Source organism: Pseudoalteromonas sp. NSLLW218 (assembly GCF_015864775.1).
GTDB lineage: Bacteria > Pseudomonadota > Gammaproteobacteria > Enterobacterales > Alteromonadaceae > Pseudoalteromonas.
The window spans coordinates 14,003-30,162 of the sequence record NZ_JADYWO010000017.1 but is presented as its reverse complement, the minus strand read 5'-3'; the positions used below and the strand labels follow the sequence as shown (position 1 = coordinate 30,162).

The following is a 16,160-nucleotide window of genomic DNA, read 5'->3' as shown; positions in this document are numbered from 1 at the left end:
AAGTAGCGTGAAAATTACCCTTAGTATACCGTGTGTACACTCAGGTTTTAAGCAGTTTGTGTAGAAAATAAAAAAGGAGCCATTAGGCTCCTTTTTCAATGTAAGTAATATTTTTACACGTCTAGGTTAACTACACGTAGTGCGTTATTTTCAATAAACTCACGACGAGGCTCAACTTGATCGCCCATTAGGGTTGCAAATAATTGATCCGCGCCAACAGCATCTTCAATAGTTACTTGTAACATACGACGAGCACTAGGATCCATTGTTGTTTCCCACAGCTGGCTAGGGTTCATTTCGCCTAATCCTTTATAGCGTTGAATGTAGATCCCACGCTTAGATTCTGTGATCAACCATTCCAAAGCATCCACAAAGTTATCAACAGGTTTTGTTTTCTCACCACGTTGAATATATGCACCTTCACTAAGGATGTTTGCGATGTGAGTACCAGTCACAGCAATGCGTTGGTAGTCACGTGACGCAATAAAGTCATAATGAAGTACGTGCGCTTTATCAACACCGTGCTGACGAATATTCACAACCGGGTAATACATATTACGCTCAGTGTCATGCTCTGTACCTGCATGGAAAATAGTCGCATCTTCGTCACGTTCAACTAGGTCATCAACTAACTCTTTTGTCCAAGCAATTACTTTCGCTTCGTCAGAAAGGTCATCCGTTTTTAACTCTGTTTGATAGATTAAGCGTTCCATTACCGTGTTAGGGTATTTACGTTTTAAACGCTCAATTACTTTAACTGTGTTTTGATAATCGTGAACGATTTCTTCTAGTGCTTCACCTTCAAGAGCTGGTGCATCTGTACTTGCATACAACGCAGCACCATTAAGAGCTAGCGATGTTAGGTATTCAACTAATGCAGGGTCATCTTTAATATAACGCTCTTGCTTACCTTTTTTCACTTTATAAAGTGGTGGTTGAGCAATATAAATATAGCCGCGTTCTACAATTTCAGGCATTTGACGATAGAAAAATGTTAATAGTAACGTACGAATATGAGAACCATCCACGTCCGCATCGGTCATGATGATGATACGGTGATAGCGTAATTTCTCAGGATTATATTCGTCACGACCAATACCACACCCTAATGCAGTAATTAGTGTTGCTACTTCTTGCGAAGATAACATTTTATCAAAACGTGCTTTTTCTACGTTTAAGATTTTACCCTTAAGTGGAAGAATAGCTTGGTTTTTACGGTTACGTCCCTGCTTGGCTGATCCGCCAGCAGAGTCCCCTTCCACTATATATAGTTCAGATTGGGCAGGATCTTTTTCTTGGCAATCGGCTAGCTTACCTGGTAAACCAGCTAAGTCCATTGCACCTTTACGACGAGTCATTTCACGGGCTTTACGCGCCGCTTCACGAGCACGTGAGGCATCAATAATCTTACCTACAACAATTTTGGCATCAGTTGGGTTTTCTAATAAAAACTCAGTGAATTTTTCAGCCATTGCTTGTTCAACTGCAGACTTAACTTCACTTGAAACGAGCTTGTCTTTAGTTTGTGATGAGAACTTAGGATCAGGAACTTTTACACTAACAACAGCCGTTAAGCCTTCACGGGCATCATCACCGGTAGCATTACTGGTTGTTTTAGCTTTTTTGTTAAAGCCTTCTTTTTCCATGTAGTTATTAAGTGTACGTGTTAGCGCTGATCTAAAACCGGCTAAGTGAGTACCACCATCACGTTGTGGAATATTATTTGTGAAACAGTAAATGTTTTCTTGGTATGCATCATTCCACTGCATTGATACTTCAACGCTAATACCATCTTCTTCACGTTCGTGAGTAAAATGGAATACACCTTTATGTATAGGTGTTTTATTACGGTTTAAGTATTCAACGAAAGCTTGAATACCGCCTTCGTATTTAAAGTGATCAGATTTATTTTCTTCACGTTCATCATTTAAAATGATGCTCACACCTGAATTTAGGAATGAAAGCTCGCGTAAACGCTTAGCTAAAATTTCGTAATGAAAATCTAAGTTTGTGAATGTTTCACCACTTGGCCAAAAACGTAATTCAGTGCCCGTAGTTTCAGAGTCACCAATAACAGCTAGAGGTGCATCTGGAACGCCCATAGTGTAAAACTGCTCATGAAGTTTACCTTCACGGCGAACTGTAAGTTTTAGCTTTTCTGAAAGTGCATTTACAACAGAAACACCAACACCGTGTAAGCCACCTGATACTTTATAAGAGTTATCATCAAACTTACCACCGGCATGAAGTACCGTCATAATAACTTCGGCTGCTGATACGCCTTCTTCTTCATGGATAGAAGTTGGAATACCACGACCGTTATCTCGTACTGAGACAGAACCGTCTAAGTGAATCGTTACATAAATATCATCACAATGACCTGCTAAGGCTTCATCGATCGAGTTATCAACGACCTCAAACACCATGTGGTGTAAGCCTGTGCCATCATCGGTGTCCCCAATATACATTCCAGGACGCTTTCTTACTGCGTCTAATCCTTTAAGTACTTTAATACTCGACGAGTCATAATTCTCAGACATGGTTAATCCCACTTATCTTGTTATTAGGTTGCCATGTTTCACGTGGAACATTTGTAGTTCTCGTTGCATGGGTTCCACCACAGCAGAAATACTTTCAGACAAAATTGAAGAGATAAAAATTTGAGAACTGCAGTGAGCAAGTAATTGTCCCACTTTCTCTTTTGTATCTTCGCCTAACTCTGAAGGTAGATCATCTATTAGCAATATAGATTGCTTATCTGTCTCTGACTCAATTAAGCTATTTTGCGTAACTTTTAACGCATACAATAATAGCTTCAATTGACCGCGTGAGAATGTATTCTCCACGCTGTTGCCAGCGACACTAAAACTAAAATCGGCCTTATGAGGGCCTTTACTTGTAAACCCTTGGCGAGCATCTCGCTCAAAGTTTTGCTCTAACGCATCTGCAAGAGATTCGGTCTCTTTCCAGCCTGCGTTAAAGGTCATTTCTAAATCACGTACAAGCGTTAATTCTGCACACATTTTATCAAAAAACTGCTGCTTAAACCTACTTATATACGCCAATCTTAATTTATTTATTTCTTCAGCCAGTCTAACAAATTCTTTGTCCCAAAACTTAATTTGGTCAAAATAATTCTTTGGCTTAGTTTTTAACAATGCATTACGCTGTTTAAGTACTTTATTAAACGATTGCCACAAAAAAAAGAACTCATGTTCCACGTGGAACAAACCTAAATCTAAAAACTTTCTACGCTCTTTCGGCCCACCAAAAAATAAGGAATAACTCTCTGGTGTAATAATTTGCACTGGCATGAGTTGAGCTAGTTCAGATATTTTACGGCTCGCTTTTCCTTGGATTTTTAAATTAGTTTCACCCGTTTGAGTTTTGCTAATGCCAATAGGAATAGATAAGTCGTGAATTGTTTTGCGCCCGTGAATTACAAACTGCTCATGCTGATGCGCGATAATACTTTTGTGTTTTGGAGTACGAAAAGATTTGCCGTGAGAAAGGTAATAAATAGCCTCTAAAAGGCTGGTTTTTCCGCTGCCATTTTCACCATAAATTATATTAACGCCATTGACTGGTTCTAGCGTCAGTGCCTCAATATTACGAAAATATTTGAGGCTCAAATGACTTAAGCTCATTATGTATTTATAATCTTATAAACGCATAGGCATAACAACATACATTGCTTCTTCATCGCCTGCACCTTCAATTAATGCACTGCTATTTGAGTCAGCTAATGTAAATAGTACGTCTTCTGTTTTTAGTGTGTTTAGTACGTCTAATACGTAAGACACGTTAAACCCGATTTCTAGGTCAGCACCTTCGTAACTTACTTCAACAACTTCTTCAGCTTGTTCTTGCTCTGGGTTGTTAGCCGTAATTTTTAATAAACCGTTTGATAAGTTTAAGCGTACACCACGAAACTTTTCATTAGATAAAATAGACACTCGTTGAAACGCATTTCGTAACCATTCACGGTTAGCTGTAATTACCTTATCCCCACCGCGTGGTAATACTCGACGGTAATCAGGAAAGCGCCCATCAACTAGTTTACTTGTAAATGTAAACTCAAGATCGATGATACGAATATGGTTGGCACCAAACTGAATTGTTACCAATTCGTCGTCAGCGACCATAAGACGCATAATTTCTTGCACACCTTTGCGAGGAATAATTAATTGGCGTTGAGTATTAAGCGATTGCGTTAATTGCTTTTGCGCTATAGCCAAACGGTGACCATCTGTCGCCACTGTTTTTATATCGGTATTATCTACTTCAAACGACATACCATTTAAGTAATAACGTACGTCTTGATTTGCCATTGAAAAATGCGTGCTTTCGAGTAACTTACGAAGCTCTAAGCGAGTAAGTTGAAATTCAACCTCTCCGTCCCACTCTTCTAAATTAGGAAAATCATCAGCAGACAAAGTCGTTAATGAAAAACGGCTTTTACCACTAGTTAAAAGTAATTGATGCTCTTGCAAGCTTAAAGTAATGTCTGAACCATCAGGTAGACTTTTACAAATATCGAGTAACTTTTTAGCGGGTAACGTTAGTTTTGTATCGGCAATATCATCACCTACAAATACACCAGAAACTAGTTCAATTTCAAGGTCAGTACCCGTCATTGAAAGTTGTCCGTTTTCTACCACTAACAATACGTTAGATAAAATTGGCAACGTGTGCTTGCGCTCTATTGCGCCAGACACTTGCACCAATGGCTTTAAAAATTGTTGTCTTGATATTGTTATTTGCATAATAAAGTCAGCCCTAAGATGACAATGTTCTTATTAAATTTTGGTAATCTTCTTTAATTTCGTGGCTTTCGTCACGTAGTGATTTTATCTTACGACATGCATGTAATACGGTCGTATGATCGCGTCCACCAAATGCGTCACCAATCTCAGGTAAGCTGTGATTAGTTAATTCTTTAGATAATGCCATAGCTACTTGGCGCGGCCTCGCTATAGAGCGGCTGCGGCGCTTAGATAACAGATCAGATATACGAATTCGATAGTACTCAGCAACAGTGCGCTGAATATTGTCTATGGTAACCAGTTTATCTTGCAAGGCAAGTAAATCGCGTAGCGCTTCTTTTACAAAGTCGATAGAAATTGGACGACCCGTAAAGTTCGCATTAGCGATTACACGGTTAAGTGCACCTTCTAATTCACGTACATTCGAGCGTAATTTTTTTGCAATAAAAAAGGCAACTTCGTGTGGTAAGTTAATCTTACTTTGTTGGGCTTTTTTCATCAAAATAGCAACACGCGTTTCAAGCTCTGGTGGCTCAATCGCAATTGTTAATCCCCAACCAAAACGTGATTTTAGCCTGTCTTCAACGCCTTCAATCTCTTTAGGATAACGGTCAGAGGTTAAAATAATTTGTTGGTTACCTTCAAGCAATGCATTAAAGGTATGAAAAAACTCTTCTTGTGAACGCTCTTTGTTAGCAAAAAATTGAATATCATCAATCATCAATGCATCAACACTACGGTAATAACGCTTAAATTCTTCTATCGCATTATTTTGAAGTGCCTTTACCATGTCTTGAACAAAGCGTTCTGAATGCATGTAAACAATTTTAGCATCTGGCTTATTTGCCATAATACCGTTACCTACTGCATGTAATAAGTGAGTTTTACCTAAACCAGTGCCACCGTATATAAATACAGGGTTAAAAGCAGAGCCAGGATTGTCGGCAACCTGTGTGGCCGCAGCTTTTGCTAATTGGTTTGATTTACCTTCAACAAAGCTATCAAAAGTATAGTTTTCTTTAATGTTAGATTTGTAACCTGACTTAGGTGCAGGTTCAACAACTGGCTTTTGCTCGCGAGGCTGTTGTTTTGCTGAAGCGTGTGCACTTGGTGCTGATTGAGTTTCTATAACCGGTGCAGCTTGTGCATTTAATAAAGGTTTACTACCTACATCAAAACGTAGTTTTGGTGCTTCAACACCACAAATTTCTACTAGTAATTCGTTAATTCTATTTAGGTACTTTTCTCTCACCCAATCAAGCACAAAGCGATTAGGTGCATAAATCGTCAAGGTATCTTCGGTACTTTCTGCTTGTAGCGGTCTTACCCACATACTGAATTGCTGCGAAGGCAACTCATCTTGCAATACATATAAACAACTTTGCCAAACCGACAGATACACAGTTAAACTCCCAGAGATATAATTTTTATTCCCGCACATCATTAATGATTATAAATCATACATTTATTACGTTCAAATGGTCCAATAAGCGACCCAAGACCGCGTATTATGAAGACACTTTATCCACAAGTAAAAGATTGATTTTTATAAAATTGTTGATATCGATGTATAAAATCATTAACAAGCTGATTTAAAACAGTTTTTATTTTAGATCCTGAGAGGAGATCATAACAAAATAACACCAAGATCGCGAACCAAATTTACGATCCAATTTACTTTTCCCCTGCTTTTATTCACTTTTTATACAAGGGCTGTGGAAAACTTCTTATTTATGATGATCCTAACAGATCGCCTTACATGATCTCTCATATAGTAGTAGGTGGGTTATATACCCTTAACGTAATTATGATTGACTTTACATTACTTACTCTATAATATCTCGCGCTCGCAATGGCACCTATGCCAGGATCGCGACCTGTATAGGATGTTTTAACTTTAACCGATCGGATGAGATTGTTATGAAAAGAACTTTTCAACCTAGCGTTTTAAAACGCAAACGTGCACACGGCTTCCGTGCTCGCATGGCAACTGTAAATGGCCGTAAAGTATTAGCACGTCGCCGCGCTAAAGGCCGCAAAGTTCTTTCTGCTTAATTTATAAGTGGAAGACTTTAGCTTTGGCAGGGAGTTACGTCTGTTAACTCCCTCGCATTACTCTCGCATATTTAATGAACCCGCTCGGGCTGCAACTCCTTTCTTTACTCTATTAGCTAAACCAAATGACCAAGAAAAACCTCGGTTAGGTCTTACTGTTGCTAAAAAACGTGTAAAAAAGGCATGCCAACGAAACCGTATTAAACGTCTCGCTCGCGAAAGTTTTCGTTTAAATCAACACAGCATCGATAATATTGATATTGTGCTTATGGTCAAAAATGGTATTGATGAGCAGTCTAATGAAGAAATAACCAAACAACTTACTAAATTATGGCGAAAAATTAACGAACGCTGTAAACCAGGTGCACCTAAACCGCCACCTTTTAAGAAACGCCCAAACAAATCAGCTAAATCTAATAAACAAACCTAATTGCAATAGAATTGCAGGGTTAATTAATGTATCTTTAGCTCACCTTTTAATCATGCATTTAAATTTTCTAATTGAGTCTTTAAACACATGATATCTATCTCACTAAACTTAAGTAGGGGCATAAACATCATGAGGTTACTTAAACCACTTGTTGCTTTACCGAAGTTTTGTTTAGTGTTATTTATCCGCGGTTATCAAAAGTGGATTAGCCCGCTGTTAGGTCCGCATTGTCGTTTTAATCCAACCTGCTCTAGTTATGCAATTCAAGCAATTAATTTGCATGGGTTTATAAAAGGTAGTTGGTTAGCTTTAAAACGCATACTAAAATGCCATCCTTTACATTCAGGCGGAGACGACCCCGTTCCTGAAAAATTAACCCATATTAACCACCAACACGAGAAATAAGAGCTGTTATGGAATCGCAACGCACGTTTTTATTAATTGGCCTAATGCTAGTGTCGTTTTTATTGTTCCAAGAATGGGATAATGATTACAACAAGCCTAAAGTCGATCCAAGTGCCACAACACAAACACTACAAGCAAATTCACCAGAGTCGGATGATTATATTCCTTCATCGTCAGATTCAGAGTTACCTGCTTCAGCAACTTTAGCTAAGCGTTCAGTTATTGAAATTACGACTGACGTTTTTAAAGTTAAAATTGACACCAAAGGCGGTGACATTGTTGAAACAGACCTTCTTCAATACGAAGAGACAAAAGGCAGTGAAACGCCTTTTATGCTCCTTGGTGAACTTATTGAAGGTAGACAATACTTTTCACAAAGTGGCTTAATTGGTTTAAATGGCCCTGACGGATCAGCGAATGGTCGCCCTACTTATAGTACCGAACAAAAGTCATATACCTTAACGGGTGATGTGCTTCGCGTTCCACTTCAGTTTACTGATAGTAATGGTGTTAATTTTACTAAAACGTATGTATTCAAAAAAGGTCAGTATGACGTAGGCTTAGAATACAAAATTAACAACACCACCAGCACACCTCTTCAAGTTCAGCTATACACGCAAATTAAGCGTACTGTACAAGAAAAAGGCAGCATGGTTGATCAAAACTATTTAGGTGCTGCATACGGTACTGATGAAGAACCTTACGAAAAGTATAGTTTTTCTGATATGGCTGATAAAAACCTAAATAAAAGCACACAAGGTGGCTACGTTGCATTTATACAGCATTACTTTGTAAGTGCTTGGGTTCCAATGCAGGATCAATCAAATACTATTTATAGCTTAATTACGAAAAGTAATGCCGCTATTATTGGTGCTAAAGACCCTGCTGTTAATATTCAAGCAGGTAGTGAGCAAACACTAACTGCTACTTATTATATGGGCCCGAAAGAATCAGATATTCTTGAAGCGATTCACCCAGACCTAGACTTAACTGTAGATTACGGTTGGTTATGGTTTATTTCGCAACCTTTATTTGTATTGCTAAAATGGTTACACAGCATTTTAGGTAACTGGGGTGTAGCAATTATTGCCATCACTATTATCGTAAAATCGTTAATGTACCCGCTAACTAAAGCGCAATACACTTCAATGGCAAAAATGCGTGCCCTACAGCCTAAAATGGCAGCTCTTAAAGAAAAGTTTGGTGATGACCGTCAAAAGTTCGGCCAAGCAACTATGGAAATGTACAAAAAAGAAAAAGTTAACCCTATGGGTGGCTGTTTCCCTATTTTGCTACAAATGCCAATTTTCTTAGCCTTGTTCTACGTATTCTTAGAGTCTACTGAACTTCGCCATGCTGAATTTATTTTTTGGTTAACTGACCTTTCTGCACAAGACCCGTACTACGTATTACCGATATTATTTGGTGCGAGTATGTTTGTGACGCAAAAGCTACAACCTATGACGGTTACTGATCCAATGCAGCAAAAAATGATGACCTTTATGCCGGTTATCTTCTCTGTATTCTTCTTATGGTTCCCATCTGGTTTAGTTCTTTACTGGTTAGTGTCTAACCTTATTTCTATTGTCCAGATGTTAATCATCTACCGTGGCATGGAAAAGAAAGGAATTAAAGTAAGAGGCTAATTGCCTATACCCAAGCCACATCAAGATGGTTTGAGTATATTACTTATATAAAGGCGACTTCGGTCGCCTTTTTTATTGCCTGTTTTTCACCACAGCTATTCGCTACCAATAAATCGATAGGTTACAATGCGGGCATAAAGTTACTCACCGTTGGTAAATTAATAGCATGATCAATCAAGATACAATTGCAGCACAAGCAACAGCACCTGGACGTGGTGGTGTTGGTATTATTCGCGTTTCAGGTAGCCTTGCTAAAAGTGTCGCCGAAAAAGTAGTAGGTAAAATACCTAAAGTCCGCTACGCCGATTATGTGCCATTTAAAAGCCTTGCTGGCGAGCAACTTGATCAAGGTATTGCCATTTACTTTGCAGGTCCTAATTCATTTACTGGTGAAGACGTACTTGAATTACAAGGCCACGGGGGTCCTGTAGTGCTGGATATGTTACTTAAAGAAATTAGTAAAATAGAGGGCGTTCGTTTAGCAAAGCCTGGTGAGTTTTCTGAGCGCGCATTTATGAATGACAAGCTTGATTTAACACAAGCAGAAGCCATCGCCGACCTAATTAATGCCACTAGCGAGCAAGCCGCTAAAAGCGCCCTACAGTCTCTTCAAGGTGAATTTTCTAAGCACATAGAAACACTCGTAGAAAAAGTGATTCACTTACGTATGTATGTAGAAGCGGCAATAGATTTTCCTGATGAAGAAATTGATTTTTTATCAGATGGTAAAGTGTCAGGCGACTTAGACGCTATTATTACTCAGCTTAACACTGTAACCAATCAAGCCAAGCAAGGCAGCATAATGCGCGAAGGTATGCGTGTTGTTATTGCAGGCCGCCCTAATGCGGGTAAATCAAGCCTGCTTAACGCTCTAGCCGGTCGTGAAGCCGCAATCGTAACAGAAATAGCCGGTACCACTCGGGACGTACTACGAGAGCATATACATATAGATGGTATGCCACTGCATATTATAGATACAGCAGGCCTACGCGAAAGCCCAGACAGAGTAGAGCAAATAGGTATTGAGCGTGCGTGGGATGAAATAAACCAAGCCGATCGCGTTTTATTTATGCTTGATGGCACTGATACTATAGATACTGACCCGCACAAAATTTGGCCTGAATTTATGGCAAAATTACCAGAAGGTATGGGGGTTACGGTCATCAGAAATAAAGCTGATTTATCTGGCGACATAGTAGGAATGGAGCAAGAGCAACAATACCCGGTCATTAGCTTAAGTGCTAAAAATGCTGACGGCATTGAACTCGTTCGCGAGCATTTAAAAGCTTGTATAGGCTTCCAAGGCGCAACAGAAGGTGGCTTTATGGCCCGTCGCCGTCATTTAGATGCACTAGAAAGTGCTGCGTATCATTTAGAAACGGGTAAAACACAGTTAGAAATGCACATTGCTGGTGAAATACTCGCTGAAGAACTGCGTTTAACACAGCAGTATTTAAACGAAATAACCGGTGAATTTACCTCAGACGACTTACTTGGCAAAATATTTAGCTCGTTTTGTATTGGTAAATAAACACACTATTACAGATATATTTTTATTATAAGAGCACTTAGGTGCTCTTTTTTTATGTAAAATATTTCATTTTAAAATATATATTTATACACCTGATGCCTGCAAATTACTGCCAATAAAATCATATCCAAAACTATCTTTATTACGTGCCAGAGAGCTCTGATTATATAGAGTAGACAATAATGAGAGTGCTTATTGAGGAGTTAATAGCAAAAATCACACCTATTATTTAGGTTAAAATAGTTACATTTTCAAACAAGCGCACGCTTTAATAGCGTTATATGTCATACAAAAAGTAGTTATAAATGGCTTCCTTATACTTACTTTAGCTCACAAAAATGCACTAAAACACACCCCATACACGCAAAAAATGATGCTATTCGCTCAATTAAAGAGCTAAAAAACACTGATTAGTACTCTAAAAAGCTTACTTTTGACAACATATAATTTGATGATCACTGTGATTTTTAAATAAAATAACTCAACTGCTAAGTATTCAAAACTTTTGATCTGCTAACTCCACCAGCAAAATTAATAAAAATAGCAGCTCTAAATTCGCATAAAATTAAAAATACCGAGATCACTTATCCACAATACCTAATTTTCAGCTCAAATAAATACCAAAACTAGGTAAATCAGCTGCAAAAACCTCATGATCAATTGTAATTTATCTATTTATGAACTTATTTTTAATTAATTTCATTAGATCTGCTTTATTAGATCATTTTTAAAAATTATTTTCGATCTAAATTTAAGGTTATCAACAGGCTTTATATCCACATTATGATCAACATGTATTTTTAATTGGGATATTTATAATTTAATTTTTTACTGACAAGTAATATCAATAACTTAGCGAATATAAAACAACCTAAAAAAACACTTTAAGCAGAGCTTTCCCCACTGTTATCAACAACTTGATCAGAAGATTACATTTAAAGATAATTTGTTAAACATCGCATTATCAATAACTTAAAGACACAATTTTGATTGAGTGTAAAATTACCGCAAAAATAGTTATACAAAAAAGCACTCTTAACTTTACTGTTATCCTCACTCAGTTATCATAGGCGGTAATTAAAACCAATGTGATCACTAATATTCATGAGTTCAGTAAATCTTATTGTCGGCAGCCAAATGGGATCGGCCGAGTATGTTGCAGAGCAATTAAGCGACGCGCTTAATAACCTTGGTATTACTACGCAACTACATGATCAACCTGAATTTAGCGATATTGATCAGCAAAATACCATTTGGTTAATCTGCACATCAACTTATGGTGCAGGTGATTACCCTGAAAATCTTATTAGTTTTGTTGAAGATGTAGCTCAAGCAGATGATTTATCTGAATTAAAATATTCTGTAATCGCTTTAGGCGACACTAGTTATGATACTTATAACCTAGCAGGACGTAATATAGATGCCTTATTAACTCAAAAAGGCGCTATAAAAGTAGCTGAACGTTTAGAGCTTAATATTCTCGATGAAGCACTACCAGAAGACACTGCATTAACATGGTTAGACTCTTGGATAACTCAAACAGGCATAAAATAGATAGATCAAGTAAAAAGTTATATATAAAGTTACCCACAATTTACTAATAATTTAATAGGTTTTGTGGATAAAGATTGAATAAACTGCGTTTTAAAGCATGCTTATCCATTGGATAAGATCCAACTGATTCAACCCTGTGCATAAAGTACCTTTTTGATCAGAGCTTATTTGCTGGATGTTCCGATCATATTAACACCTTTAGATCTGATCTAATTTCATGTTTTAAATGAAGATCTAAACCTTATCAACAGAAAAGTCGATCAGTAGTAGTAATAGTAATTAAAGATCTCTTTAAAAGATCCTTTATATTATTAGAGATCACATACTTAGATCTTGCCCTTTGTTTAATCATTTATCTTCTGCCAATTTCTAGGTAGAATACGCTCCCTTTTGAAGTTTACCGGTTTGATTTAAGTAGGATCCCATTAATGATTTTTCACGAAAATTTTGACGTTATCGTAGTAGGTGGTGGACATGCTGGCACTGAAGCCGCATTAGCAGCTGCCCGCATGGGGATGAATACCCTGCTACTGACTCACAATATGGATACCCTTGGTCAAATGTCTTGCAACCCAGCAATTGGTGGGATTGGCAAAGGTCATTTGGTAAAAGAGATCGACGCGCTTGGTGGTGCAATGGCACAGGCCATTGATAAAGGCGGGATCCAATTTCGTACACTAAATTCTTCAAAAGGACCTGCTGTTCGTGCTACTCGAGCACAAGCAGATCGCGCTTTGTACAAAGCGGCTATTCAAACAACATTACAAAACCAAGATAACCTTAAGATTTTTCAACAATCATGTGATGATCTTATTGTTGAAAACGATCGTGTTACTGGCGTAGTAACTCAAATGGGTTTACGTTTTAGTGCACCAAGTGTTGTTTTAACCGTGGGTACTTTTTTAGGCGGCTTAATTCATATTGGTTTAGAAAATTATAAAGGCGGTCGTGCAGGCGATCCCCCTTCAATCGCTTTAGCTGATCGCTTACGTGAACATCCATTTAGAGTTGATCGTTTAAAAACAGGTACGCCACCACGTATTGATGCACGTACTGTTGATTTTACAAAAATGGAAGCACAGCCTGGTGATACGCCAACACCTGTGTTTTCGTTTATGGGTAAACAATCTGATCACCCACAACAGATACCGTGTTACATAACTTACACAAACGAAAAAACACATGATGTTATTCGCAAAAACTTACATCGCTCACCTATGTACTCAGGTGTTATTGAAGGTATTGGTCCACGATACTGCCCTTCAATTGAAGATAAAATTGTTCGTTTTGCAGATAAAGATAAACATCAAATATTTGTTGAGCCTGAAGGTTTAACATCATACGAATTATACCCAAATGGTATTTCGACTAGTTTACCGTTTGACGTACAACTTGAGATTGTGCAATCGATTACAGGTTTTGAAAATGCACATATTTGTCGACCTGGCTATGCAATTGAATATGATTACTTTGATCCACGTGATTTAAAACAATCTTTAGAAACTAAATTTATTGAAGGTTTGTTTTTTGCGGGTCAAATTAACGGTACTACCGGCTATGAAGAAGCGGGTGCACAAGGCTTAATTGCAGGCATGAATGCTGCACTAAAAGTGCAAGGCAAAGATTCTTGGACACCACGTCGTGATGAAGCTTACGTGGGTGTATTAATCGACGACTTAGCAACATTGGGTACAAAAGAACCATACCGCATGTTTACCAGTCGTGCCGAATACCGTTTATTACTTCGTGAAGATAACGCTGATATTCGTTTAACTGAAAAAGGCCGTGAGCTAGGTTTAGTAAATGACGAACGCTGGCAGGCATTTAACGAAAAAATGGAAATTATCGAAAAAGAGAAGCAACGCATTAAAGATACGTGGATTCATAAAGATCACGCCGTTGTAGATCAAGTAAATGCATTACTGAAAACACCGCTTACACGTGAAGCAAGTTTAGAAGAATTACTTCGTCGCCCAGAGATTCGTTATAACGATCTTATGGCTATAGAAGGGTTAGGATCTGAATTTACAAACAAAGCGGCACTTGAACAAGTTGAGATCCATACTAAGTACGCAGGTTACATTGCGCGTCAACAAGATGAGATCAACAAACAGCTTCGTCATGAGCAAACAATTTTACCAAAAGAGTTTGATTATAAAACCGTATCTGGTTTGTCAAATGAGGTAGTTGCCAAGCTTATTGAGTCGCGTCCTGACACTATTGGTCAAGCATCGCGTATTTCTGGTATCACCCCAGCGGCGATTTCGCTATTATTAGTGTATCTGAAGAAGCAAGGCTTATTACGCAAATCCGCGTAACGGTAAGGGTACATAGTGTTACAGCAACAATTAACTACATTGTTAGCGCAAACTGATATTGCGCTAACAGAAAAACAACAGCAACAGCTAGTTCGTTACGTCGAGTTATTGAATAAGTGGAATAAGGCTTATAACTTAACCTCAGTACGCTTACCTGAAGAAATGATGATTAAGCATATTATGGATAGCTTAGTTGTTGCGCCTCACTTACCCGGTCATCATTATATTGATGTTGGAACGGGTCCTGGATTACCGGGTATCGTATTAGCAATTGCATTACCTAATACACATTTTGTGTTATTAGATAGCTTAGGTAAACGTGTACGATTTTTAATGCATGTTAAACATGAGCTTGGTCTTGATAATGTAACCCCGGTTCAGTCAAGAGTTGAAGAATATCAACCAAGTGTTAAATTAGACGGCGTACTAAGTCGTGCATTTGCTTCATTACAAGATATGGTTGACTGGTGTTCGCACTTAATCGATCATTCGGGTAAATTTATAGCACTTAAAGGAGTGTTCCCTAGCGAAGAGCTAGAGTCACTGCCTGCAGGCGTTAAGTTTGAGCAAAAAATTGCATTAGAAGTACCTAAGTTAGATGCACAACGACATTTAATTATTCTTTCTAAAGACTAGGGATCAGAGACACCGTGGCAAAAGTCATCGCATTAGCAAATCAAAAAGGTGGAGTGGGTAAAACTACAACCGCTGTTAACCTCGCTGCGTCTATGGCTGCAACGAAACGTAAAGTGCTGTTAATTGATCTCGATCCGCAAGGTAATGCGACTATGGGTAGTGGCGTAGATAAGTATGGCGACGTGCCAACTATTTACGACTTACTTATTGAAGATAAACCTATAGAAGACGTTATAATCAAAGAAACGTCTGGTGAATACCATATGATTGCTGCAAACGGTGATGTAACCGCTGCAGAAGTTAAATTGATGGAATTGTTTGCCCGTGAAGTGCGTTTACGTAACGCACTTGAAAAAATTCAGGACCAGTACGAATTTATTTTTATCGACTGTCCACCCTCTCTAAATATGTTAACTGTTAATGCAATGGCTGCTGCTGATTCTATTTTAGTGCCAATGCAGTGTGAGTATTATGCACTTGAAGGGTTAACTGCATTAATGGATACGATTACGCAGCTTGCTAAGTTAGTGAATCCTAGCTTACAAATTGAAGGCATACTTCGTACTATGTACGACCCGCGTAACCGTTTGGCAAATGATGTATCAGAACAATTAAAACAACATTTTGGCGATAAAGTATACCGTACGGTGATCCCGCGCAATGTTCGTTTAGCTGAAGCACCTAGTTTTGGTACTCCTGCTATGTACTATGACCGGGCATCAAGTGGCGCTAAAGCTTATTTAGCACTCGCTGGTGAAATGTTACGCAGAAAAGAAAAAACAGCGTCCGTTGTCGCCTAACTTTGAGGTAAAAAAATAA

At 38.3% G+C, this 16,160-nt stretch carries 13 protein-coding genes; 9 read left to right on the top strand and 4 right to left on the bottom strand.

What is annotated here, in order from left to right; translation table 11 throughout:
* Positions 1–113 precede the first annotated feature (113 nt).
* From gyrB to dnaA, 4 genes are read right to left on the bottom strand one after another with little or no spacing between them, the layout of a single operon-like run.
* The gene (gyrB, locus tag I6E80_RS19455; protein WP_024599958.1) at positions 114–2,540 is read right to left on the bottom strand and encodes a DNA topoisomerase (ATP-hydrolyzing) subunit B; all 2,427 of its coding nucleotides are present in this window, start codon (positions 2,538–2,540) and stop codon (positions 114–116) included.
* Between the two features lie 12 nt (positions 2,541–2,552).
* Positions 2,553–3,647 carry a DNA replication/repair protein RecF gene (recF, locus tag I6E80_RS19450; protein WP_024604765.1) on the bottom strand — a complete coding sequence of 365 codons (1,095 nt, stop codon included), beginning with the start codon at positions 3,645–3,647 and terminating at the stop codon, positions 2,553–2,555.
* A 15-nt stretch (positions 3,648–3,662) separates the two neighbouring features.
* Positions 3,663–4,766: a DNA polymerase III subunit beta gene (gene dnaN, locus I6E80_RS19445; protein WP_024599960.1), complete on the bottom strand. Its 1,104-nt coding sequence runs from the start codon at positions 4,764–4,766 to the stop codon at positions 3,663–3,665.
* 13 nt (positions 4,767–4,779) lie between these two features.
* Complete coding sequence (gene dnaA / locus I6E80_RS19440) at positions 4,780–6,168, bottom strand: chromosomal replication initiator protein DnaA (RefSeq protein ID WP_010555148.1); 1,389 nt, start codon at positions 6,166–6,168, stop codon at positions 4,780–4,782.
* Positions 6,169–6,686: 518 nt separating this feature from the next.
* Between dnaA and rpmH the strand changes: the two genes are divergently transcribed.
* The 9 genes from rpmH (at position 6,687) to I6E80_RS19395 (ending at position 16,141) form a co-directional block, all read left to right on the top strand.
* Complete coding sequence (gene rpmH, locus I6E80_RS19435; protein ID WP_004335215.1) at positions 6,687–6,821, top strand: 50S ribosomal protein L34; 135 nt, start codon at positions 6,687–6,689, stop codon at positions 6,819–6,821.
* A 7-nt stretch (positions 6,822–6,828) separates the two neighbouring features.
* On the top strand, positions 6,829–7,251 hold the full coding sequence (gene rnpA / locus I6E80_RS19430; RefSeq protein WP_007584204.1) for a ribonuclease P protein component: 423 nt from the start codon (positions 6,829–6,831) through the stop codon (positions 7,249–7,251).
* A 129-nt stretch (positions 7,252–7,380) separates the two neighbouring features.
* A complete protein-coding gene (yidD, locus tag I6E80_RS19425) occupies positions 7,381–7,656 on the top strand; it encodes a membrane protein insertion efficiency factor YidD (protein WP_024599961.1) in 276 nt (91 codons plus the stop codon).
* An 8-nt stretch (positions 7,657–7,664) separates the two neighbouring features.
* Complete coding sequence (gene yidC / locus I6E80_RS19420; RefSeq protein ID WP_170072868.1) at positions 7,665–9,302, top strand: membrane protein insertase YidC; 1,638 nt, start codon at positions 7,665–7,667, stop codon at positions 9,300–9,302.
* 166 nt (positions 9,303–9,468) lie between these two features.
* Complete coding sequence (gene mnmE / locus I6E80_RS19415; protein ID WP_007584209.1) at positions 9,469–10,833, top strand: tRNA uridine-5-carboxymethylaminomethyl(34) synthesis GTPase MnmE; 1,365 nt, start codon at positions 9,469–9,471, stop codon at positions 10,831–10,833.
* 1,104 nt (positions 10,834–11,937) lie between these two features.
* Positions 11,938–12,387, top strand: coding sequence for an FMN-binding protein MioC (mioC, locus tag I6E80_RS19410; protein ID WP_170072867.1), 450 nt, complete (start codon positions 11,938–11,940; stop codon positions 12,385–12,387).
* 428 nt (positions 12,388–12,815) lie between these two features.
* Positions 12,816–14,705: a tRNA uridine-5-carboxymethylaminomethyl(34) synthesis enzyme MnmG gene (gene mnmG / locus I6E80_RS19405; RefSeq protein WP_024599963.1), complete on the top strand. Its 1,890-nt coding sequence runs from the start codon at positions 12,816–12,818 to the stop codon at positions 14,703–14,705.
* A 15-nt stretch (positions 14,706–14,720) separates the two neighbouring features.
* A complete protein-coding gene (rsmG, locus tag I6E80_RS19400) occupies positions 14,721–15,341 on the top strand; it encodes a 16S rRNA (guanine(527)-N(7))-methyltransferase RsmG (RefSeq protein ID WP_007377658.1) in 621 nt (206 codons plus the stop codon).
* Between the two features lie 14 nt (positions 15,342–15,355).
* Positions 15,356–16,141, top strand: a complete 786-nt coding sequence (locus I6E80_RS19395; protein ID WP_004335235.1) for a ParA family protein — start codon at positions 15,356–15,358, stop codon at positions 16,139–16,141.
* Positions 16,142–16,160 lie beyond the last annotated feature (19 nt).